The following is a 20,437-nucleotide window of genomic DNA, read 5'->3' on the forward strand; positions in this document are numbered from 1 at the left end:
AGGCTAGGATTCAAAGTTTTGTCACTTGCACAAACTGACGTTGACTGGGTGACCAAACAGTGATCGTTGAATTGAGGGGCGGAGAGCCGCTTGTGCTTGAGCGGGAGGGTGAGGGCTGGGGCTCAGGAGCGGCACGATTGGAATTTGTTCGACTGCGTGCAGGGTTGGCCGTGTGGCGCGTCGATTCGTTTGTGCCAGGCCCGGAGGTCAACAGCGCTTCGGATTCCTGTGTCACTGAGGACGATCGAGTGGGTGGCGCGGTGAGCCTCGCTGAAGCTCCGGAGGTTGAAGGCTGAACCCGCGGTAGCTCTGGAGTGAGCGCTTCAAGATCTGCCACGCTTGGGTAAGACAGGTCTGGGGGAGCGGGGGCAGGACCGCTTCGTGTTGGAGCAAAAAAATCAGTATTACCGATGCGCGCCCCCGCGATGCGCGATTCGTCTCTAAAAAGAGGGACTCGCTTGTTCAGCTTTTTCAGTGCCCTGCCTGCCGAGCGCCTGATCCAGGCAGACAGCTTTGCCCCCGGTTTCGGCGCCGCACCCTGAATCCCACCAACGATACCAGTCAGAAGAGAAACGATGCCCAGGGTATCGACGGCCATTTCGTCCTTCTTTAAGCCATCAAGTATCGCAGAGGCAATACCAGTAGCCAACGATGTGGCAGTGAGGGTCGCTGAGGCAAGGGTAAGCGCGGTGCTGATAGTGATGTTGGCACTGACGGTAGCAGCCGTTACCGTGATGGCGCTGCCAACCCCACTGCTCAACAGGGCAGCGGTGGCGGGAAGCAAGGCCGGAGCGAAGCTGCCCAGGGTCATGGCTGTGGCAAGTACGCCCAGAGCAATACCGATGCCGGAAATAAACCAGCTCTTCCAGTCATGGCCATCAGGGTCGATGCGGTTGACCGGATCGCCCGCACAGTAGGCGTAGGCATTGAGACCGCCGCGGCCGAACGGGCTTTCGCTGTCGGGGCTGAGGAACATCATCAGCAGCGGGTCGTAAGGCCGGTAGCCCGCGGCAATGTACCAGCCGGTGAGTGGTTCGCGGCGTTCTCCGGTATAGCCGAACGGACTGTTGGCGGGGTTTTCAGGTTCGATGCCGTGCGCGCTGTAGTGACGGCTGCGTACCTGGTTGTCCGCTTCGACCCGCACGCTACCTTGGGCGTCCTGGCCGAGCAGGGTGGTCTGGTACAGGCCGGCGGTAATGCGGTTGAGGGCGAACAGGTTGGTCTCGCTGCGCAGGTGCAGGAGCGTTTCATCGCCGGTCTGTTCATGAGTGATTTGACTGCCGCTGAAGAAACTGCGACTGAGGCGACCGTCAAGTGTGCGGTCGCTGAGGTTGCCGCTGGGGTCGTAGCCGTAGGCGCAGCTTTTACCGTGGTAGTCGACACGGGTCAGGCGGTCTTGGGCATCCCAGGTCATGCGCCGGCCAAGGCTATCTGCGCTAACACGACCGCAGGCGTCGTAACTCAACTCGATGAGGGCTGGCCATGATGAGTGGCTGTGGCTGATGGCGCTGACTTGGGCCGGGTCTTTGGGGTTGTTGTAGCTATAGTGGGCAATATCCTGGCGCTTGTCGGCGTAGGTGGTAGTGACTTGCTCGTAGCCATCGAGGGCATTGAGGATGAAGGTCTGTGCAATGATGCGCCCGCCGAACGGGTCTTCAGGGGCCACCTCGGGCGTAGCCGTGTAGGTGATGAGTCGTCCGCGGGTGTCGTAGGCAAAGGTTTCCATACCTTGGCGTTCGGCGTCTTGCCAATGACGTTCGGTGAGCTGGTCGAGGTCGTTGTAGTTGAGGGTTTGCAGGCGTGCGCTGGTGCTACCGGCGACGGTGGTGGTGAAGCTGCGGGTGTGTTCGCGGCCGCAGTGGTCGTAAGTCAGGGCCTGCAACAGTTGATTGCCACTGGCATTGTCTGTGGTGTTCAGTAGCCTGGGACGGGAAAAGCCATCATAGGTGATGGTGATGGTGACGTTGTCGACCACAACCTGCACCAGGCGGCCGCACTGATCGTACTGCTGTTGCCGATCAGCGCCACTGGCATCGACAAAGCCGAGCAACAGGCCCTTCAGGGAGTAGCGCCATCGGGTGGTGTGGTCCTTGTCGTCAACTGTCCAGGTGTCGCTCGAAGGTTTGCCTGAGGGGGTGTAGCGCGTTCGCAGAGTGCCCAGTGGGCCGTCGGCGGTTGCGATTACGGCCAGCTTTTTATCGTAGGTGAAGTGGGAGGCGGGTTCCTCGACTGGGCAGATACTCAGCAGTTGATGCTCCAGTGCCGGTTCGTAGGTGAAATTGACCTGTTTACCGTCGGCGAGATGGGTAGTTGCCGGTGCAGGTTGCCCAGGTGTGTAAGTGAAGCGGGTGATGCGTCCGCCGACGTCAATGCTGCGCCGACGGCCGAGGCCGTCGAATGTCTGGGTGCCCAGAGAGTATTGAGTAGGCGCAGCAGTTGAACAGGTCATGAGGTGCTCCCTGCCTTTACTGGCGGCGCTTCAACGGTTATCGATTCAGGATGATCACTGTCGCTGTAGGCCAAGTACGTCCATACCACTACCGTGTCGTCGGGCAGGGTGCGTCGAGTCAGGCGTGAGTAAGCGTCGTATTCAAAGCGTGTCACCAGCGGCTCACCCTTGGCGGGGGTGATGCGCTGAGCAATCACCCGGTCAAGTCCATCGCGGGTGTTGTCAGTGGTGCGTACCAATTGCCCCCTGTTGTCATAGTATTCTTCTCGCTTCGGGCTACCTGCCACGTTGTTGTAGATGACCTGTTTGCCGCTGAGCGCGCCTGAAGCACTCTGTGACCACTGTTCGCTGCGTTGCGCGACAGGGTCATGAACGCTATGGGTAATAACGCCGGTTGGATCTATCTGCGAACTGAGGCTGCCCCAATCGTCGTATTCGAATCTGCTGGTCAGTGTCATTAGCGGTTCACTGCGGCCCGGCGCCCAGTCCCAGGTGGTTTGCCTGGTGATTCGGCCCTGCGCATCGTAAGCGCTGGATTCCATATCAAAAAAACGTGCAGGCTGTTCGGGGTTTGCGGATGACCAGTCGATGTCCTCCAACTGCACCAGTACGGCCCGACCACTGCCGTCGAGCCAGGTCCGCTTGCGCTGGCCAGTGGCGTCAGTTTCCTCGATGCCCACTGCTGAGAGCTTCTTTGTCGAGCCGTCACAGCGTGTGATGTGTGGCGCCTGCACGCTGGCGAATTCGTCATTCAGGTGATATGCGCAGGTTCGGCTGGCTTCATACTGCGAACCTGCGGCGATCACGGTGCGGGTGATTCGACCCAGGGCATCAAAGTGGTAGTCGGTTCGCACATTTGCTGTGCTGATCTCCCAGGCTGTCTGGCCGGTAATCAACGAGCGGACGTCACTGCTGCTCGATTGAGTCATTTCGTTGTTTTCGAAGCCTTTAATGGTCGTAGTGGTTCGTAGCAGCCGCTGGTCTTTGATGCTCTCGATCCGGTACTCCAAAGCCGTTGTGGTGTCTTTTCCGCCAAGGCGGGTGGTGATTTTTTTGGGCCTGCCATAGTGCTGCTTGTCGATAAGTTCGTAGACTTGCCGAGTGGTTTCCAATACCCGGCCAGTGCTCATGTCCGTCAGTTCTTCCAGCATGACCACTGCGTGATCCGGATTGCCCTCTATCAGCGACGGCAAATTCTGGTATTCGTAGCGCGTCGCAAGCTTAGGTGCTGTTCCGGGGGCGTTTGGTGCGGGCGATATTGTTTTGCGTTTCAGGTAGCGCACCATGCCTGAAGCATCGAATGGACAGGCACCTTCTTCGCCGGTTGCTGGGTAGTACTCACAATGCTCCTGAACACCTGTTGGATACAGGGTCGTCAGCACGTTTCCATAACGATCGTAGGTATAGGTAACCTGCTCGGAGCGTCGCTTGCCGGTTTTGCCGTCGACGTAGGTGGTTGTTGAACAGTGTGGAAGCTGACACCAGGGTTCTTGCTCTGGCCAGGACTTGTCGTAGTCAATACCGTAAGTTGTTTCAACGTTGACCTGGCAGTCGCCTGATACCGTGCTTTCGAATGTCAGCAGATGATGCCGATCCCATTGGCGGGTGATAGTGGCCAGGGTTGTCGAGCTGGCATCGAGCTGCGTCTCGATGACTGAATACTCATACGCTTCGCGTAATTGATAGAGGTTGTCCCTCCCGCTCTGCCACTTGAAGCCCAATGTGCTGCCATAACCAAAGTGGTTGTGCCGACCCACCCACTCGTAGCTTCGCAGCAGGGTTGTTTCCGGAGCACCGTCAGTGTGCAGCCAGGTGCTGACCCGTGGCAGGAATTGCAAGGGTGCATCATCGGGTAGTTGGTGCGAGTTGGCCTCTGCAGTCCAGACCACTGTGTCTGTAGTTCCCAGTGGGCTATTGACCTCACTGGGGAACAGTAGCTGCTGCCCTTTTCCTGTTGACTTCAACGTGTAGGCAAAATTGAAAGGTGTCTCCAGCGTTGGCAGTAACAGGGCTTGCAGCTGATTGTTCAGCACCAGAAACTGGATGTCGGACTGCTGGGCTGTAGCAGGCTCGAGTTCCAGTGTTGGCGAACCGCTCTGGCGATTGATTCTGGCCAGTGTGCGTTGCTCGTCTCGCACCTCGATGAGATGCGCGACATCATTGAGCATGCTCCAATTGAGGTACAGCTTGCGGCCTTCGGGGCTAAGTAGCTCATGAAGCACGTAGCTGCCACGGTTGTCGACCTGGCGCAGCACCTCCATTTCGCCAGTTTTGTGCTCAACTCGGAAGCTGGTTTCGTCATGGCGGATGACGCGCAGGGCTTCAAGCTTGTAATCGTAAAATGCCAGCTTTCCGCCGATGCTCAGGTCAGATTCATCCAGATTCACCGAAAATTGCTCGCCTGACGAAAGGCTTAACGACGAGGCGTTGACGGCCAGGGTCAGTTGCGAGAGCGCCAACGACCAGCCCAGGCCGAAGCCAAGGTCTCGATGTGAACTCAAGGAGCTGAATAGCCAGGTCAATGACAATGTCGGGCCGGTCAAGTTATTGGCCGCGCCGAGTGGAACATTGATGGCGAGGTTGAACTGCCCGGTTCTGGGGTCGACACCGGAATGCACAGCCTGTAAAAAATTGTTGGCTTGAGTATGGATACCGCCCACATTGAGTGGCGTGATTGGCGCTGCGCAAATCAACTTTGAAGTATCAGTCATGGCCATTATCCCAATAGCATCTTGAAGTTGCAAAATGTGAAGCTTGGGTTACCCGAGGGCAATGAAGTTGGCTTCTTCATATGGCTTTAAATACACTGCGTGGCCATTACCATGCTGGTCGCGATAGGTCACAAGAAGGCTGAAGTAGCGCTCGCCGGAGGCATCGTATTTGTACCCTTTTACCCGCGCGGCTGTAGCATCACCCGTGTTGGTGTTGATCGGCACCCGTTGTGGAATGGTACCGAAGTAAAGTGTGGAACCTTTGACTTCGTTGCATTGGTAGTAGGCTAGATAATTTGCTTTTAAATTGCCAATGTAATCGTACATCCAGACGGAGGTAGGGGCGTCGCTCCAGACGATGAAATGGTTTGCTGAGTTGATTTTTATGGTGTATGTGTCTACGTCGTAAATGCCCGGGGTTAAGTCTACCGATGAGTTTTTGCGCTCAAGACTGAAGTCTTCCTTGCGGTAGTTGTAGTCCTGTAATTGTGGTGAAATTACGGCGGCGCTGTTTGATTTTCCGGATACTGTCTTTCCGCCGGGCTCAACATCGGTTTGATACGTGTGATAAGTGATGCCGTCATGTACCAAGCGTGCGCCGATGGTCAGGTTGGTTCTCGACAGTGTGCTGATCCAGTACGTAATTGACTGCCCGCCTTGATTGGGCGTGGCAGAGGACGCTTCATTGCTATATGTCGATTGGATTATATGAAAACGTTTATCTCTATCGCTTTGGCGGCGAGAAATAGAATAATCGCTCGGTGACAAGGCGGTTCCCGTGTCGTAATCGACTAACAGGATTTTATCCAGCACGTCCTGGGGGAGGCTGATTGGCTCATCTCTTGAATTGACGGCGGTTATAACGATATTGACATAGGTTTGCTGTAGTCCGTTATTGTAGAGCTTGCATATTTGTTTGTGAGCGTCGCTGTTCAGGCCTTTGACCTGGAAGTGAGTAATGTGAATATCATCACTGTTTATGTGATCGTTGTTACTGGTGCTGACCGTCAGCTTGGTGCGTTTATCAAATGCGCTTCCTTCACTGTCGTCGAAGGCGATGCTGATGCTGTGCAGTGTGCCGTAGCGGTCGTAGGCTTGAAGCTTGAGCGGTCCTTGCTGGTCAAAACCTTCCGAGTAGTAAGGGATCTGATTATCACCTTGCAGCAGCACGACGATACTGTCGGGGTTTTCGGCGCTGATGGTCGTTGCTTTACGTGCGGGAAATTGTGCTCCCAGCTTGATGTTGTCGTTGTAATGAATGTTTCTGGCGTGCGGCAGGGCGACACCGACATGTGACGCAAAAGTTTGTCCCGGCGTATGGTCTTGCCAACGAATCATGCCTTTGGATTGTGCAGTGTCGGGATGAAATTCGGCATATGAAAAACGTACATGCCTGGGTGATAAAGAGAACTCATGAATGAACCGCGCATCATTGTCTTCCGAGGCGTAGGTGTTGCTGGCCAGCGATACTTTTTTCTGAGTCCAATTGTAGTCTTCGGGGAATTTGAAGGCAGGTGTCGATTCTGCAATGAGTGTAACTTCACTTTCGCTGTCTTTGCTGTAGTAAATGGTTTCCTGGTTTTTTTCAATGCAGGCATATAAGGTGATATCGGTCCCGGCTCGTGAATGGCTCTGAACATAAAAACGCTTTACTCTGCGAGCGCCGTTGACTTGTGTATTTGTGCTGCTGATTTCTGTGTTGCTCGTGACAGGGTCGGCGTTGTTGGCATCTAACCAGTTCCCCTCCGGTCCCAACGTCAGTAATTGTCCAAGGCTTCCATCTTCATTAAAAGTGGCAGCGGTCAAGGGTTCAGGTGTGAAAGTAGAGGGGAGGTAGTCGAAGTTTGGGTTTTCACTGCTGGAATAAAACCAGCTTTCATTGCTTGTCAATTCAGGCAACGCTACGTAGTTACCATCATCGTCGAGGTATACAGGTTTCAGTGTGTTGAATTGAGCATCGCTGATTTCTTGGTTAGCCTGTGGCTCGACAGTCAGGCTGATCTCTATTTGCTGGCGGCCATTGTTATAAACTCGGTCATTGCCCGATGAAACTTTGATGCTGAATTCTTTAAGCCAAAGGATTGGGTTTTCAGCACTTTGATTGGTTTTTCCGTGTTTCATTGGGCTTGTCCTTTAAGGGGATAAAGTCAAGCCGAGTCTAAGCCAGAACGTTTTAGGCGACACCTGACAAAAATATCAGGTCGCTTTCGTTCAGGGCGATGGCTCGTCACCGAACGCAACGAATTTTCACTCGAAAAATGACGCAACGTTCAGACGGAGAAAATCGATTATTCAACAAGATACAGAAGAAAAAACGCCCGGCAGAGGCCGGGCGTTTTATACAAAGCGAAGGCGTGAATTACTTCACTTCCACCGCCAGGCTTTCAGCGATTTTGCTCTGCCACAGGGCAGGCCCGGTGATGTGCACCGACTCGCCATTGCTGTCGACCGCGACGGTGACCGGCATGTCTTTGACTTCGAACTCGTAGATCGCTTCCATGCCCAGTTCGGCAAACGCCAGGACTTTGGACTTCTTGATCGCCTGAGCCACCAGGTAGGCAGCGCCACCTACGGCCATCAGGTACACGGCTTTGTTGTCTTTGATCGCGTCGATTGCGGTCGGGCCGCGCTCGGATTTGCCGATCATGCCCAGCAGGCCGGTTTGTTCGAGGATCTGACGGGTGAACTTGTCCATCCGTGTGGCGGTCGTCGGGCCAGCAGGGCCAACCACTTCTTCGCGTACCGGATCAACCGGGCCCACGTAGTAGATGAAGCGGCCTTTCAGATCGACTGGCAGCTCTTCGCCACGGTTGAGCATTTCGACCATGCGCTTGTGCGCAGCGTCGCGGCCAGTGAGCATTTTGCCGTTGAGCAGGATGGTCTCGCCCGGCTTCCAGCTCTGCACGTCTTCCGGGGTCAGGGTGTCGAGGTCGACGCGGCGGGCCGATGGGCCAGCTTCCCAGACGATTTCCGGGTAGGCGTCCAGCGACGGCGCTTCCAGGTCGGCAGGGCCGGAACCGTCGAGCACGAAGTGGGCGTGACGGGTGGCGGCGCAGTTAGGGATCATGCACACCGGCAAGGAGGCGGCGTGGGTTGGGTAGTCCATGATCTTGACGTCGAGCACGGTGGTCAGACCGCCCAGACCCTGGGCACCGATACCCAGCTGGTTAACCTTCTCGAACAGCTCCAGGCGGATTTCTTCGATGCGGTTCTGCGGGCCACGGGCTTTGAGCTCGTGAATGTCGATGGATTCCATCAACACTTCCTTCGCCATTACCGCAGCTTTCTCGGCGGTGCCGCCGATACCAATGCCGAGCATGCCCGGCGGGCACCAGCCAGCGCCCATGGTTGGTACGGTTTTCAGTACCCAGTCGACGATCGAGTCGGACGGGTTGAGCATGGCCATCTTCGACTTGTTCTCGGAACCACCGCCTTTGGCTGCCACGTCCACTTCCACGGTGTTGCCCGGAACGATGGAGTAGTGGATGACCGCAGGGGTGTTGTCCTTGGTGTTCTTACGCGCACCTGCCGGGTCGGCCAGGATAGAGGCACGCAGGACGTTTTCCGGCAGGTTGTAGGCGCGGCGCACGCCTTCGTTGATCATGTCGTCCAGGCTCATGGTCGCGCCATCCCAGCGCACATCCATACCGACGCGCACGAACACGGTGACGATACCGGTGTCCTGGCAGATCGGGCGATGGCCGGTGGCGCACATGCGCGAGTTGATCAGGATCTGGGCGATGGAGTCACGCGCAGCGGGCGACTCTTCACGCAGATAGGCCTCATGCATGGCCTGGATGAAGTCAACGGGGTGGTAGTACGAAATGAACTGCAGGGCGTCGGCAACGCTCTGAATCAGGTCGTCTTGCTTGATCACGGTCATGCAGCGCGCTCCTCTTAAAGACGGGAACATTCAATAAGGTATTCCGACGCGGACAGGCCGAGGTGTCGAAACGACCTTTCACGGCGCGCCGACGGACTGGCTGGCGGCGCAAAAAGGCGCGGCAGTATAGCGTGCATCGGCCGTGGGTACACGTATCAGTGGTCTGACGAAGGTCGGTAGGCGACGGGCATTGTTCTTGCGTAGCCCTTTTTATAGGTTCTTCACGGATTGTCGGGGAGGGTGGCTTTGGCTTTGAGGACTGTGGGCTTATCCATTTGCTGGGGGGGCTTTGCTGGCCTCTTCCGCCCTTATGGCAGCAAAACCGCTGGCTCCTGCATCCGGCCCTGCCGGTGGGAGCGGGCTTGCCCCGCGATTTTTTGTATCGCGCCAGATCGCGGGGCAAGCCCGCTCCCACCGTGACAGGCCCTCCACTCGGCCGCCGTAGAGGCGGAAGGGGATAAGCCCACAGCTCTCAAAGCCAAAGCCAACGCCAATCCTGCCCCGGAAATCCGTGAAGAACCTTTTTATATGCAAAACTGGCGATCTGAAGGCCTGGGAGAACATCAATGCCGGAGTTGCGGGTAGGCGAGCGGCAGTGGACGGTAGCAGCGGGCAGCAATCTGCTCGATGCCCTCAATGCGGCAGGGTTGTCGGTGCCGTACAGCTGTCGTGCGGGCAGTTGTCATGCCTGTCTGGTGCGTTGCCTGCACGGGCAGCCGCAGGATGCGCGGCCTGATGCCTTGAGTGAGCAGCAGCGGCAGTTGGGTTGGCGTTTGTCGTGCCAGTGCCGGGTCGACTCGGATGTGCAGATCGAGCTGTTCGATCCGCTGCGCGACGGCATTGCGGCAAGCGTGACCGGGCATGACTGGTTGAGCCCCGGGGTGTTGCGCTTGCGCCTGCAGGCCGAGCGGCCGCTGCGTTACCGGGCTGGTCAGCACCTGGTGTTGTGGAATGCCAGTGGTGTGGCGCGGCCATATTCGTTGGCCAGCCTGCCCGAGGAGGAGCGCTTTCTCGAGTTTCATCTTGATTGCCGCAAGACGGGTGCGTTTTGTGATGCGGCGCGCCAACTGCAGGTTGGGGATGTAGTGCGCCTGGGTGAGTTGCGTGGCGGGGCGCTGCACTATGATGCCGATTGGCAGGAGCGGCCGCTGTGGTTGTTGGCGGCTGGCACCGGGTTGGCGCCTTTGTGGGGGATTTTGCGTGAGGCGTTGCGTCAGCAGCACCTGGGCCCGATTCGTGTGTTGCACCTGGCGCATGACCGTCAGGAACACTACTTGGCCAGTGAGTTGAATGCGCTTGCCGAGCGTCATGCCCAGCTGCAGGTCGAACTGTTGACTGCGCAGGAATTGCCCCAGGCCCTGGCTGCGCTGCGGGTGCAATCACGCCAGACGGTTGCCCTGGTTTGTGGTTCACCTAGCAGTGTCGAGCTGTTTTCCCGACGTTTGTTTCTGGCTGGGGTGCCGCGTAATCAGGTGTTGGCCGACACGTTCAACGAACACGCTTAGGTAGGGGCGGGCTTGAGCTGCGATGCGGTGAGACAGGTTAACCGCAATCGCGGGGCAAGCCCGCTCCTACAGGCGTGGGAGCCGTCAGACCAGCGAATCACCTACGTGCAGGATCTTCATGCCGTTGGTGCCACCGATGGTGTGGTAGCTGTCGCCTTTGGTCAGGATCACCCAGTCACCCGGCGCAACCAGGCCACGCTTGAGCAACTCGTCGACCGCCGCCTGACTGACTTTTTCCGGTGGCAGGGCCGCCGGGTCGAAGGCAATCGGGTAAACGCCGCGGAACATCGAGGCTCGGGCCTGAGTAGCACGGTGCGGCGACAGGGCGAAGATCGGCACCGATGAGCGCAGGCGCGACATGATCAGCGGGGTGTAGCCACTTTCGGTCAGGGCGATGATCGCTTTGACGCCCGGGAAGTGGTTGGCGGTGTACATGGCCGCCAGGGCGATGCTTTCGTCGCAACGCTCGAAGGTGGTGTGCAGGCGGTGGCTGGACTTCTGGCTGGTCGGGTGCTTTTCAGCGCCCTGGCAGATGCGCGCCATGGCCTGGACGGCTTCGATCGGATAGGCACCGGCAGCACTTTCCGCCGACAGCATGACCGCGTCGGTGTTGTCGAGCACGGCGTTGGCCACGTCAGACACTTCAGCACGGGTCGGCATCGGGTTCTGAATCATCGACTCCATCATCTGGGTCGCGACGATCACCGCCTTGTTGTTGCGACGGGCGTGCTGGATGATCTTTTTCTGGATCGCGATCAGTTCGGCATCGCCGATTTCCACGCCCAGGTCACCACGGGCAACCATGACCGCGTCGCTGGCTGCGATCAGGCCATCAAGGGTTTCGTCGTCGGCAACCGCTTCGGCGCGTTCGATCTTGGCCACCAGCCAGGCGCTGCCGCCGGCTTCGTCGCGCAGGCGACGGGCGTATTCCATGTCCGAAGCATCGCGCGGGAAGGAAACGGCCAGGTAGTCCAGGTCCATTTCCGCAGCCAGTTTGATGTCGGCCTTGTCTTTTTCGGTCAGTGCCGGGGCAGTCAGGCCGCCACCTTTGCGGTTGATGCCTTTGTGGTCGGACAGCGGGCCGCCGATCAATACCGAGCAGTGCAGGGCATCGTTGGTAGCGGTTTCTACGCGCATTACCACGCGGCCGTCATCGAGCAGCAGCTCGTCACCGACGCCGCAGTCCTTGACCAGGTCGGGGTAGTCGATACCGACGATGTCCTGGTTGCCTTCGGTCAGCGGGTGGGCGGTGGAGAAGGTGAAGCGGTCACCGACTTTCAGCTCGATGCGCTTGTTGGTGAATTTGGCGATACGAATCTTCGGGCCTTGCAGGTCGCCGAGCAGCGCTACGTGGCGTCCCAGGCGTGCCGCGATTTCGCGGATCAGGCGGGCGCGGGCCTTGTGCTCATCGGGCGTGCCGTGGGAGAAGTTCAGGCGAGCGACATCCAGGCCGGCAAGGATCAGTTGTTCGATAACTTCCGGCGAGTTGCTGGCGGGGCCAAGGGTGGCGACGATTTTGGTACGGCGGATGGTCATGCACAGACTCCTATAGTGAAGCGCAGCGAAAGGCTACTCTGGAATTTCGCTGTAGTCATTGTTCCTTTGCACTACCTGCCCGGGGATAGGGGTAGCATTTGAACGGCCTGTGGCCCACCGTGATCGCGGGGCAAGCCCGCTCCTACAGATTTTGCGGGTGACGCCGATAAACTGCTCAATACAGGAGATACCTTATGCGAGCCTTGATCGTTCTGGCGCTGGCGACCTCTGTCGTTGGCTGCACCCGCTGGTCGATGGACCACCATCTGAACAATGCCTACCGTGCCTATGATCGCGGCGATTGCGAGAAGGTCATGCTCGAGCTGTCGCAGGTCGACCGCACCAGCCGCGCACGGCCGTTCATCCATCCGGAAGTGTCGATGCTGCGTGGCCAGTGCCTTGAGCGTCAGAAGCTGTATGTCGATGCGGCACAAACCTACCAGTACCTGATTGCGCGCTACCCGCAGAACGAATACGCCTACCGTGCTCGTGCTCGCCTGCAGACCCTGGAGCAGTTGGGGCATTACCGCAGCGGCGAAGCGGCCATCGCTCGGCCTGCCACCGCCACACCATGGCGTTAATACCAAAGAGCCTGGCGCGATTGTGACGCCAGGGTCAGGTTGCGCTAATCTTATAACTGCAATATACGTCAACCCGCAGCACTAGCGCGGCCCTGCTCAAGGGTCTCCGACAGCGATTCCGATCATGATTGACGAGCGCCACATCGAGCGTCATCAGCTCCCTTACTTTCTTAAAGTCTTCAACCGCTACACCGATCAGCCGATTGGCTACCTGGGTAATGTGTCGGAAGACGGCTTGATGCTGATCAGCCAGTTGCCGATGCTGGTCGGCCCCGACTACGAACTGCAACTGAAAGTGCTGGGGCGTAGCGGTGGGGTGCATCTGCTCAACCTGACCGCCAGTTGCCTGTGGTGCCATGAAGACGAGACGCCGGGGCATTATGACTCCGGTTTCATGCTGTTGCAGGCACCCTATGAGTACGCGCAACTGGTGCGTGCCCTGCGCAATTATTTCAGTTTCTATCCCTTGGGTGCCTCGGCATGAGGCTGGTGATGACGGGCGACTAGCCCTAGACTCTGGGCGATCTTATGTTCAGGACGGCCCCGTGAGCACCAGCATTTTCTGGCACGACTATGAAACTACCGGTATCAATCCGCGCAATGACCGGCCACTGCAGGTAGCCGGCGTGCGCACCGACCTCGATCTCAACGAGATCGAAGCGCCGATCAACTTCTATTGCCAACCCAGCGACGACATTTTGCCGCACCCGGCAGCCTGCCTGGTAACCGGCATCACTCCGGCGCAGTTGGCCAGCCAGGGCTTGCAGGAAGCCGAGTTCATGACCCGGATACATGCCGAGCTGGCCCGTCCCGGCACCTGTGGCGCAGGCTACAACAGCCTGCGCTTTGATGACGAAGTGACCCGATACAGCCTGTACCGCAACTTCTTCGATCCCTATGCCCGAGAGTGGCAAGGCGGCAACAGCCGTTGGGACTTGATTGATGTGGTGCGGGCCGCTTATGCCCTGCGCCCTGATGGCATTGTCTGGCCGCAGCAAGATGGGCGCACCAGTTTGCGCCTGGAGTTACTGACGGCTGCTAACGGGATCGATCATGGTCAAGCGCATGAAGCTCTCAGTGATGTGCGGGCGACCATTGCATTGGCTCGATTGATTCGGGAAAAACAACCGAAGTTATATGACTGGTTGTTTCAATTGCGCAGTAAACAGAAGGTGCTGGATCAGATTCGATTGCTGCAACCACTTGTACATATTTCCGGGCGATTCTCCGCAGAGCGCAATTATCTGGGGGTTGTCCTGCCGTTGGCCTGGCACCCACGTAATCGCAATGCATTGATTGTCTGTGACCTTGGAATGGATCCGCAGCCGTTATTGCAGGAACCAGGCGATGCATTGCGTCAGCGTTTATACACGCGGCGAGAGGAGATGCTGGAAGGGCAGTTACCTGTGCCCTTGAAGTTGGTGCATATCAACCGTTGTCCGGTTGTTGCGCCGCTGGGTGTATTGCGCGTGCAAGATCAGCAACGCTTGGGATTGGATATGTCCTTATTTCAAGCGCGGGCTTCGCAGTTGATTGCCGATCAGGCGATCTGGCAAGATAAATTACAAACCCTTTACAGTCAGGAAGAATTTGCACCGTGTGAAGATCCCGAGCAGCAGCTGTACGACGGCTTTATCGGCGATCGTGACAGGCGATTGTGTGAACAAGTTCGGAGCGTAGACCCACAGCAGTTAGGGCAGGGTCACTGGATGTTCGACGATGAACGATTACCGGAATTGTTGTTCCGCTACCGTGCGCGCAATTTCATTGAAACCTTGAATGAACAGGAGCGGCAGCGCTGGACGCAGTTCTGTCGGCAGCGTCTGACCGATCCGGCAATGGGCGCACCCAACACCGTTGGTGATTTTGAGCGAGCGCTGCAAGGCTGCTGGGACCAGGCTGACGTAGCTCAGCGGGAGCTGCTGGGGCATTGGCAAGCACACGTTCAGGCGTTGAAGTTGCAGCTGGGGATATAAGCTGTGGTCGAAAAAAAACGCCAGCAAGCTGGCGTTTTTTTCATCTTTGCAAACGCTGTTGCAGCGATGGCTAATTAACCCAGCAGGGTTGCCCAGCCTTCAACCACATCGCCGCCCCACTTGGCTTTCCACTCTTTCAGCGTTTTGTGGTTGCCGCCTTTGGTTTCGATGATTTCACCGTTGTGCGGGTTCTTGTATTGCTTGACCTTGCGAGCACGCTTGGTGCCAGTGGTTTTAACCGCGCCACGTGGTGCTTTGCTCGATTTGGCTTCTGGGTCGAGCAGGGCAATGATATCGCGCAGCGACTTCTGGTATTCGCCCATCAGATTGCGCAGTTTGCCTTCGAACTCCAGCTCTTTCTTCAGCTTGTCGTCGTTCGACAGGTTGGCCAGACGGGCCTGCAGTTCTTTGATGGCTTCTTCTGTAGCGCGATATTCGTTGATCAGGGACATTGGGTGATCCTTGCGAAGGGGGGTATCAGGTAGACAGTGAGGCAATAATAGTCAGAGTGTACTGCCAAGTAAACATTAAACTTGGCAATAATTAGCGCTGCGGTTAAAGCGATTCGATAAATTGTATAAAAAAAAATTTACAAACTAATACTGGTAAAGCTCAGTTAATTTTGCCGCCTCGGCCCAATCCGTATCGCCTGCACTCGCTACTCAGGTACTGCTGACACATGCGACAAAGCGCGTGCATTGCCTACTGCAGTTTTGCTGTGTACTCGTTAGAATGAGCGCCTTTGCGAAGTATCTGGAGTCTCATTCATGCGCACCTATCGGCTGGTGATTGCTTGCCCCGACCGCGTTGGCATCGTCGCCAAAGTCAGTAATTTCCTGGCGTCCTATAACGGCTGGATCAACGAAGCGAGCCATCACTCCGATGAGCAGAGCGGTTGGTTCTTCATGCGCCACGAAATCCGCGCGCAAACCCTGCCATTTGGCATTGAGGCGTTCCGCGAGGCGTTTGCACCGATCGCTGAAGAGTTTTCCATGGTCTGGCGGATCACCGATACCGACCAGAAAAAGCGTGTGGTACTGATGGCCAGCCGTGAGTCCCACTGCCTGGCCGACCTGCTGCACCGCTGGCACGCCAAGGAGCTGGATTGCGATATTCCCTGCGTTATCTCCAACCACAATGACCTGCGCAGCATGGTCGAGTGGCATGGCATTCCGTTTTTCCATGTACCGGTCGATCCGCAAGACAAACAACCGGCGTTCGCCGAAGTGTCGCGCCTGGTCAAAGAGCACGGTGCTGATGTAGTCGTGCTGGCGCGTTACATGCAAATTCTGCCGCCGCAACTGTGTCAGGAATATGCCCAGCAGGTGATCAATATTCACCACAGCTTCCTGCCATCGTTCGTCGGTGCCAAGCCCTATCACCAGGCCTCTTTGCGCGGCGTGAAACTGATTGGCGCGACTTGCCACTATGTCACTGAAGAACTGGATGCCGGTCCGATCATCGAGCAGGACGTAGTACGGGTCAGCCACAGCGACAGCATCGAAGACATGGTTCGCTTTGGCCGTGATGTCGAGAAAATGGTGTTGGCGCGTGGCTTGCGTTATCACCTGGAAGACCGTGTGCTGGTTCACGGCAACAAGACGGTGGTCTTCAACTAAACCGTTTGAGGAGGTTGCAGCATGGCCGATCCCTTCGACAAGGCAACCTCCAAAGCCCCGCCAGTTCTCGGTGAGGGCTGTCTGAGCCGTTACGACCCCGAAGCCCTGAACAGCGATGACGGCACCGATTTTCCCGGTGCCGCCGAGCTGTGGCAGCAGCTGCAACCAACGGGCAAAGCGGCGGAGCCTGATTCAACGGCCGGCTAGCCAGGCCGACTTTGTTAGGGGTGTCCGCCCCTGATACAGCAGCTGTTGCAAGGTTTGCATCCAGAAACGCCGGGAAAGGTCATGGCGCATATCCACCGGGTGCAGGCCCAGGCGTATCACCGCAGCCTCCTGCATGCGGGAAAGCTGAAGATTACACACCCCCTTGGACAGGCCGCGGCGCCAACCGCTGCGCGCGCTCCAGACCAGGCCGGGGGCAGCAATCGGTGTGAAGTCCGGCAAGCGATAAAGGTGCCTCGGGCCGCTGGTGTATGCCAGGGGGAGCGTGCTCAGCGCTTGTCGCGTGCCCAGGCTCATCAGCCAGGCCGGGGCAACAAAGCCAGCCAGTGGCCAGCCAAAGCGCTGAAACAAGGCTATTCCGTCTTCCAGGCGTTGCCGCGCGGTAGCCTGGTCAAGTGTGGAGAACTCGCCTTCATGGGTGTAGATACGCCGCATGACATAGTCTTTGAGCGAATGCGGTGGTGGGCTGTCGTCGAGATGATAAAAGCCATGCAGTACCAGCTCGTCGCCCCGCTGCAGGCGTCGATCAAGCATATGGCGAAATTCAGTCGCGCAAGCCAGTGGATTGCGCTTGTGAAAATCCGGTACCACCAGCCAGGTCATGGGAATGCTGCCCAGGGCATCCACCGCTTCGACGAACGTCTGGTAGTCCGGCCAGGTTTGCGGGGCTACGTCGTGCAGGACCAACAGCAGGTTCTGCTCAGGCATGAGCCCGTACCGGTAGCTCATAGCCCAGCACCGCCCGGTAGTGTGCCAGCAGGCCATTGACCACCGTGTCCCAGGCGTAGTGCTGCTCGACATGGCGACGGGCCTGCAAGCCAAGCTGCGCGGGGCCTTCTTCGAAGACTTCGCGTACTGCCCTGGCCATGGCCTGACCGTCATTGGGCGGGCACAGGCGGCCAAAGCGCTGATCGAGGATTTCCCTGAACGCGCCAGCGTCTACGGCTACCACGGGAATCGCGCTGGCCATGGCTTCGAGAATGACCAGGCCGAAGGTTTCCTGATCGCCTGCGTGCACCAGCGCATCGGCACTTGCCAACAGGCGGGAGACTTCGCTGGCAGGGCAGAAGTGGTCGATAACGCTGACATTGCCGGGTACGTTGGAGGGCATGTGCGAGCCCAGCAGTAACAAGTGGTAGTGCTTACCCAGGCGCTGCATGCAGTCGAGCAGTACCGGCAGGTTTTTTTCCCGTGAGCCACGGCCGGCAAACACCAGCAAATGGGTGCTGTCTGCAATGTGCAACTGCCGGCGCAGGGTTGGGTCGCGGTGACGTGGATGAAAAGTGTTCAGGTCTACGCCCAGGCGCTGAACATGCACATTATTGATGCCCAGGCGGCGCAGTTTGTTGGCCATTACCTGGCTGGGCGCCAGCACCCGGTCGAAATTGCCATACAGCTTGCTGACATAGGCTTCGACATTGGGGGTGAACCAGTTGCCCATGCGATTGCTGACCAGCAGCGGCAGGTCGGAGTGATAGAAGCCGATGACCGGTATATCGAGCTGACGCCGTGCGTCCAGCGCTGCCCAGGCGGTCAGGTAAGGGTCTGCGACTTCGATCAGGTCCGGCTGCAATTGCTGCAGGACGTTGCACCAGGGCGCCAGGCGCAATGGAAAGCGATAGCCATTGCCGAACGGCAATGCCGGTGCCGGTACCTGATAGACACCGTTGTCGTGCTGGGGGCTAGCGCCGGGGACCAGCAGGCTGTGACGGACACCTGGCGTCAGCCCCAGGCGGCGATGTTTGGCATCAAGATAAGTACGCACACCGCCACTGGCGGGGGCATAGAACATAGTGATGTCAGCGATATGCACGATCTGCATCCCTCCGAGATCGTCTTCAGAGTGTGTCGTGCGGTGTTGGCATGCACCGCAGGACGCGCCCTAAGGTTGACCTCTATACAGGATAGTTTGTTCGATCGCGTTTCGAGGGGAGGGCAGCGGCGCTGGCCGCTGCCTTTGCTGCTTAGATGCGGAAGCTGCCGACCAGCTGTTTCAGGCGGCTGGCCTGTTGCTCCAGGTCGGCGCAGGCGCGCAGGGTCGATTGCAGATTCTCGACCCCTTCCTGGTTGAGCATGTTGATTTCATTGATGTCCATGTTGATCGAGTCAACCACGGCGGTTTGCTCTTCAGTGGCAGTCGCCACCGATTGGTTCATGCCGTCGATTTCACCAATGCGCAGGGTGACGCTGCCAAGACGCTCACCGGCCTGGTTGGCAATTTCGACACTGTCCTGACTGTGGCGTTGGCTCTGGCCCATGGTATCGACCGACTCGCGCGCACCGACTTGCAGCTCCTCGATCATGTTTTGCACCTGCTGCGCCGATTCCTGCGTGCGGTGCGCCAGGTTGCGCACTTCATCGGCAACCACGGCAAAGCCACGGCCGGCTTCACCCGCTCGGGCCGCTTCGATCGCGGCGTTGAGCGCCAGCAGGTTGGTTTGCTGGGAGATGCTGGTGATCACTTCGAGGATCTGGCCGATGTTCACGGTCTTGCTGTTGAGCGTCTCGATGTGCGAACTCGACGTGCAGATCAGATCCGACAGACGGTTCATCGCGGCAATGCTGCGATCGACCACTTGCTGGCCTTCTTCTGCCAGATGACGCGCGGAGCTTGCCTGTTGCGAGGCCTGGGCGGCGTTATGGGCAATTTCCTGGGCCGCAGCGCCGAGCTGGTTGATTGCGGCAGCAACACTGTTGGTGCGGTTGGACTGCTCGTCGGAGTTGACCATCGAAGAGTTGGAGGCGCTGACTACCCGCAGTGCCACTTCGTTGACCTGCTCGGTGGCCGACGACACCTCGCGGATTGAACTGTGAATGCGCTCGACGAAATGGTTGAAGGCTTTGCCCAGCACGCCGAATTCGTCCTGGCTGTGCAGGGTCAGGCGCTTGGTCAGGTCACCTTCACCTTGGGCGATGTCTTCCATGGCCCGGGTCATGGTGTGCAGTGGCTGCAGCAGCACGCGAATCAACAGGCCGAGCAGGGCGATGATGATGGCCACCGCAACCAGGGTGGCGATCACCGCTGAAGTGCGGAACTCGCTGAGCATTGCGTAGGCTTTGTCTTTGTCGACAGACAGGCCGATGTACCAGTTGGCCGAAGGCAAGCCTTTGACCGGGGCGAAGGTCAGCAGGCGGGTTTGACCGTTGACTTGTACTTCACTGAGGTCTTTGCTCAGGCGCGGGGTGTTCTGCGGGAACAGGTCCGACAGCGACTTCATCACCAGATTTTTGTCGGGGTGCACCAGGATCTTGCCTTGGTCATTGACCAGGAAGGCGTAGCCCATGCCGCCGAAGTTCAGTGAGTTAATGATTTCGGTCAGGCCGTCCAGCGCCAGATCGCCGCCGACCACGCCGACGTTGCGCGCGGCAGTGGCCACCACCGAAATCACCATCTTGCCGGTGCTGACGTCGATGTAGGGTTCGGTCAGGATCGGGCCATTGGCGGCCATCCCGTCTTTGTACCAAGGGCGCACACGCGGGTCATAACCGTCAGGCATCTTGGTTTGCGGACGAATGGTGAAACCACCATTGACGTCGCCCAGGTAAATCGTCAGAAAACTCGACACCAGGGCTTGTTGCCCCAATAAGGTGCCAATCTTTTCAGCTTCAGGAAATGCGGCAATGTTCTGTGCCACGTTTTGTACTAGCAGGATACGTCCATCAAACAGGTTTTTAATATTGGTTGAGGTGGTATCGCCCATCTCCGCGAGATAACGTTCAAGATCTTCACGGATCGCATTGCGCTGCAGGTAATCGTTGTACAAAGTAAACAAGGTAAACGCGATCATGACGATCAGAGAAGCGGCCAGAAGGATCTTGTGGCTGAAACGGAGGCTTTTGTTCATAACGAGTTGGTCCGCTAAGGTTTTGTTATCCGGGTCGTTCGCACAAAGAACAGTTTGAAAGCAGTGCAGGTCCCCTTCCTTGTCGGGCTTATCCTGTCTTTCTGGTG

15 protein-coding genes and 1 pseudogene are annotated in these 20,437 nt (G+C 57.7%); 6 read left to right on the forward strand and 10 right to left on the reverse strand.

What is annotated here, in order from left to right; translation table 11 throughout:
• Window positions 1-10: 10 nt before the first annotated feature.
• From ACP6KB_RS05335 to ACP6KB_RS05350, 4 genes are all read right to left on the reverse strand, one after another.
• Window positions 11-2,449 carry an RHS repeat-associated core domain-containing protein gene (locus tag ACP6KB_RS05335; RefSeq protein ID WP_442112381.1) on the reverse strand — a complete coding sequence of 813 codons (2,439 nt, stop codon included), beginning with the start codon at window positions 2,447-2,449 and terminating at the stop codon, window positions 11-13.
• Window positions 2,446-5,160: an RHS repeat domain-containing protein gene (locus ACP6KB_RS05340; protein ID WP_442112382.1), complete on the reverse strand. Its 2,715-nt coding sequence runs from the start codon at window positions 5,158-5,160 to the stop codon at window positions 2,446-2,448. Before ACP6KB_RS05340 ends, ACP6KB_RS05335 begins: the two co-directional genes overlap by 4 nt.
• A gap of 48 nt (window positions 5,161-5,208) precedes the next feature.
• A complete protein-coding gene (locus tag ACP6KB_RS05345; RefSeq protein ID WP_442112383.1) occupies window positions 5,209-7,281 on the reverse strand; it encodes a hypothetical protein in 2,073 nt (690 codons plus the stop codon).
• 238 nt (window positions 7,282-7,519) lie between these two features.
• Window positions 7,520-9,043, reverse strand: a complete 1,524-nt coding sequence (locus tag ACP6KB_RS05350; protein WP_107026360.1) for a fumarate hydratase — start codon at window positions 9,041-9,043, stop codon at window positions 7,520-7,522.
• 566 nt (window positions 9,044-9,609) lie between these two features.
• Here ACP6KB_RS05350 and ACP6KB_RS05355 point away from each other — a divergent pair.
• A complete protein-coding gene (locus ACP6KB_RS05355; protein ID WP_442112384.1) occupies window positions 9,610-10,548 on the forward strand; it encodes an iron-sulfur-binding ferredoxin reductase in 939 nt (312 codons plus the stop codon).
• An 84-nt stretch (window positions 10,549-10,632) separates the two neighbouring features.
• Here ACP6KB_RS05355 and pyk read toward each other — a convergent pair whose 3' ends face one another.
• A complete protein-coding gene (pyk, locus tag ACP6KB_RS05360; protein WP_442112385.1) occupies window positions 10,633-12,084 on the reverse strand; it encodes a pyruvate kinase in 1,452 nt (483 codons plus the stop codon).
• Between the two features lie 194 nt (window positions 12,085-12,278).
• On the opposite strand from pyk, the gene ACP6KB_RS05365 reads away from it, so the two are divergent.
• From ACP6KB_RS05365 to sbcB, 3 genes are all read left to right on the forward strand, one after another.
• Window positions 12,279-12,665 (forward strand): tetratricopeptide repeat protein, encoded by a 387-nt coding sequence (locus ACP6KB_RS05365; RefSeq protein WP_442112386.1) that lies wholly within the window; start codon window positions 12,279-12,281, stop codon window positions 12,663-12,665.
• A gap of 124 nt (window positions 12,666-12,789) precedes the next feature.
• Window positions 12,790-13,149 carry a PilZ domain-containing protein gene (locus ACP6KB_RS05370; RefSeq protein WP_442112387.1) on the forward strand — a complete coding sequence of 120 codons (360 nt, stop codon included), beginning with the start codon at window positions 12,790-12,792 and terminating at the stop codon, window positions 13,147-13,149.
• Window positions 13,150-13,210: 61 nt separating this feature from the next.
• Entirely contained in the window at window positions 13,211-14,641 is a 1,431-nt protein-coding gene (sbcB, locus tag ACP6KB_RS05375; RefSeq protein ID WP_442112388.1) for an exodeoxyribonuclease I, read from the forward strand.
• 74 nt (window positions 14,642-14,715) lie between these two features.
• On the opposite strand, the gene mvaT is transcribed toward sbcB, so the two are convergent.
• The gene (mvaT, locus tag ACP6KB_RS05380) at window positions 14,716-15,093 is read right to left on the reverse strand and encodes a histone-like nucleoid-structuring protein MvaT (RefSeq protein WP_442112389.1); all 378 of its coding nucleotides are present in this window, start codon (window positions 15,091-15,093) and stop codon (window positions 14,716-14,718) included.
• Between the two features lie 315 nt (window positions 15,094-15,408).
• On the opposite strand from mvaT, the gene purU reads away from it, so the two are divergent.
• Both purU and ACP6KB_RS05390 read left to right on the forward strand, forming a co-directional pair.
• A complete protein-coding gene (gene purU, locus ACP6KB_RS05385; RefSeq protein WP_028943351.1) occupies window positions 15,409-16,260 on the forward strand; it encodes a formyltetrahydrofolate deformylase in 852 nt (283 codons plus the stop codon).
• A gap of 21 nt (window positions 16,261-16,281) precedes the next feature.
• On the forward strand, window positions 16,282-16,467 hold the full coding sequence (locus ACP6KB_RS05390) for a hypothetical protein (RefSeq protein WP_442112390.1): 186 nt from the start codon (window positions 16,282-16,284) through the stop codon (window positions 16,465-16,467).
• Here ACP6KB_RS05390 and ACP6KB_RS05395 read toward each other — a convergent pair.
• The 4 genes and pseudogenes from ACP6KB_RS05395 to ACP6KB_RS05410 form a co-directional block, all read right to left on the reverse strand.
• Window positions 16,453-17,193 carry a DUF2334 domain-containing protein gene (locus ACP6KB_RS05395; protein ID WP_442112391.1) on the reverse strand — a complete coding sequence of 247 codons (741 nt, stop codon included), beginning with the start codon at window positions 17,191-17,193 and terminating at the stop codon, window positions 16,453-16,455. The two genes, ACP6KB_RS05390 and ACP6KB_RS05395, sit on opposite strands and share 15 nt — an antisense overlap.
• Window positions 17,186-18,307, reverse strand: coding sequence for a glycosyltransferase family 4 protein (locus ACP6KB_RS05400; RefSeq protein ID WP_442112392.1), 1,122 nt, complete (start codon window positions 18,305-18,307; stop codon window positions 17,186-17,188). The genes ACP6KB_RS05395 and ACP6KB_RS05400 overlap by 8 nt, the downstream gene beginning before the upstream one ends.
• A gap of 142 nt (window positions 18,308-18,449) precedes the next feature.
• A complete protein-coding gene (locus tag ACP6KB_RS05405; RefSeq protein WP_371261989.1) occupies window positions 18,450-19,214 on the reverse strand; it encodes a methyl-accepting chemotaxis protein in 765 nt (254 codons plus the stop codon).
• A 93-nt stretch (window positions 19,215-19,307) separates the two neighbouring features.
• Window positions 19,308-20,330, reverse strand: a pseudogene (locus ACP6KB_RS05410) (HAMP domain-containing protein); the annotation flags it as partial.
• Window positions 20,331-20,437 lie beyond the last annotated feature (107 nt).

The sequence above is a fragment of the Pseudomonas sp. NUPR-001 genome (assembly GCF_052147955.1).
Taxonomy (GTDB): Bacteria; Pseudomonadota; Gammaproteobacteria; order Pseudomonadales; family Pseudomonadaceae; genus Aquipseudomonas.

Excerpts from the sequence above, each read along its gene's own strand:
- ACP6KB_RS05390 (WP_442112390.1), top strand. The coding sequence starts at position 16,282 with ATGGCCGATCCCTTCGACAAGGCAACCTCCAAAGCCCCGCCAGTTCTC.
- purU (WP_028943351.1), top strand. The coding sequence starts at position 15,409 with ATGCGCACCTATCGGCTGGTGATTGCTTGCCCCGACCGCGTTGGCATC.
- ACP6KB_RS05345 (WP_442112383.1), bottom strand. The coding sequence starts at position 7,281 with ATGAAACACGGAAAAACCAATCAAAGTGCTGAAAACCCAATCCTTTGG.
- ACP6KB_RS05365 (WP_442112386.1), top strand. The coding sequence starts at position 12,279 with ATGCGAGCCTTGATCGTTCTGGCGCTGGCGACCTCTGTCGTTGGCTGC.
- mvaT (WP_442112389.1), bottom strand. The coding sequence starts at position 15,093 with ATGTCCCTGATCAACGAATATCGCGCTACAGAAGAAGCCATCAAAGAA.
- ACP6KB_RS05395 (WP_442112391.1), bottom strand. The coding sequence starts at position 17,193 with ATGCCTGAGCAGAACCTGCTGTTGGTCCTGCACGACGTAGCCCCGCAA.
- ACP6KB_RS05370 (WP_442112387.1), top strand. The coding sequence starts at position 12,790 with ATGATTGACGAGCGCCACATCGAGCGTCATCAGCTCCCTTACTTTCTT.
- ACP6KB_RS05335 (WP_442112381.1), bottom strand. The coding sequence starts at position 2,449 with ATGACCTGTTCAACTGCTGCGCCTACTCAATACTCTCTGGGCACCCAG.
- ACP6KB_RS05340 (WP_442112382.1), bottom strand. The coding sequence starts at position 5,160 with ATGACTGATACTTCAAAGTTGATTTGCGCAGCGCCAATCACGCCACTC.
- ACP6KB_RS05350 (WP_107026360.1), bottom strand. The coding sequence starts at position 9,043 with ATGACCGTGATCAAGCAAGACGACCTGATTCAGAGCGTTGCCGACGCC.
- ACP6KB_RS05355 (WP_442112384.1), top strand. The coding sequence starts at position 9,610 with ATGCCGGAGTTGCGGGTAGGCGAGCGGCAGTGGACGGTAGCAGCGGGC.
- ACP6KB_RS05400 (WP_442112392.1), bottom strand. The coding sequence starts at position 18,307 with ATGCAGATCGTGCATATCGCTGACATCACTATGTTCTATGCCCCCGCC.
- ACP6KB_RS05405 (WP_371261989.1), bottom strand. The coding sequence starts at position 19,214 with ATGGTCAACTCCGACGAGCAGTCCAACCGCACCAACAGTGTTGCTGCC.
- pyk (WP_442112385.1), bottom strand. The coding sequence starts at position 12,084 with ATGACCATCCGCCGTACCAAAATCGTCGCCACCCTTGGCCCCGCCAGC.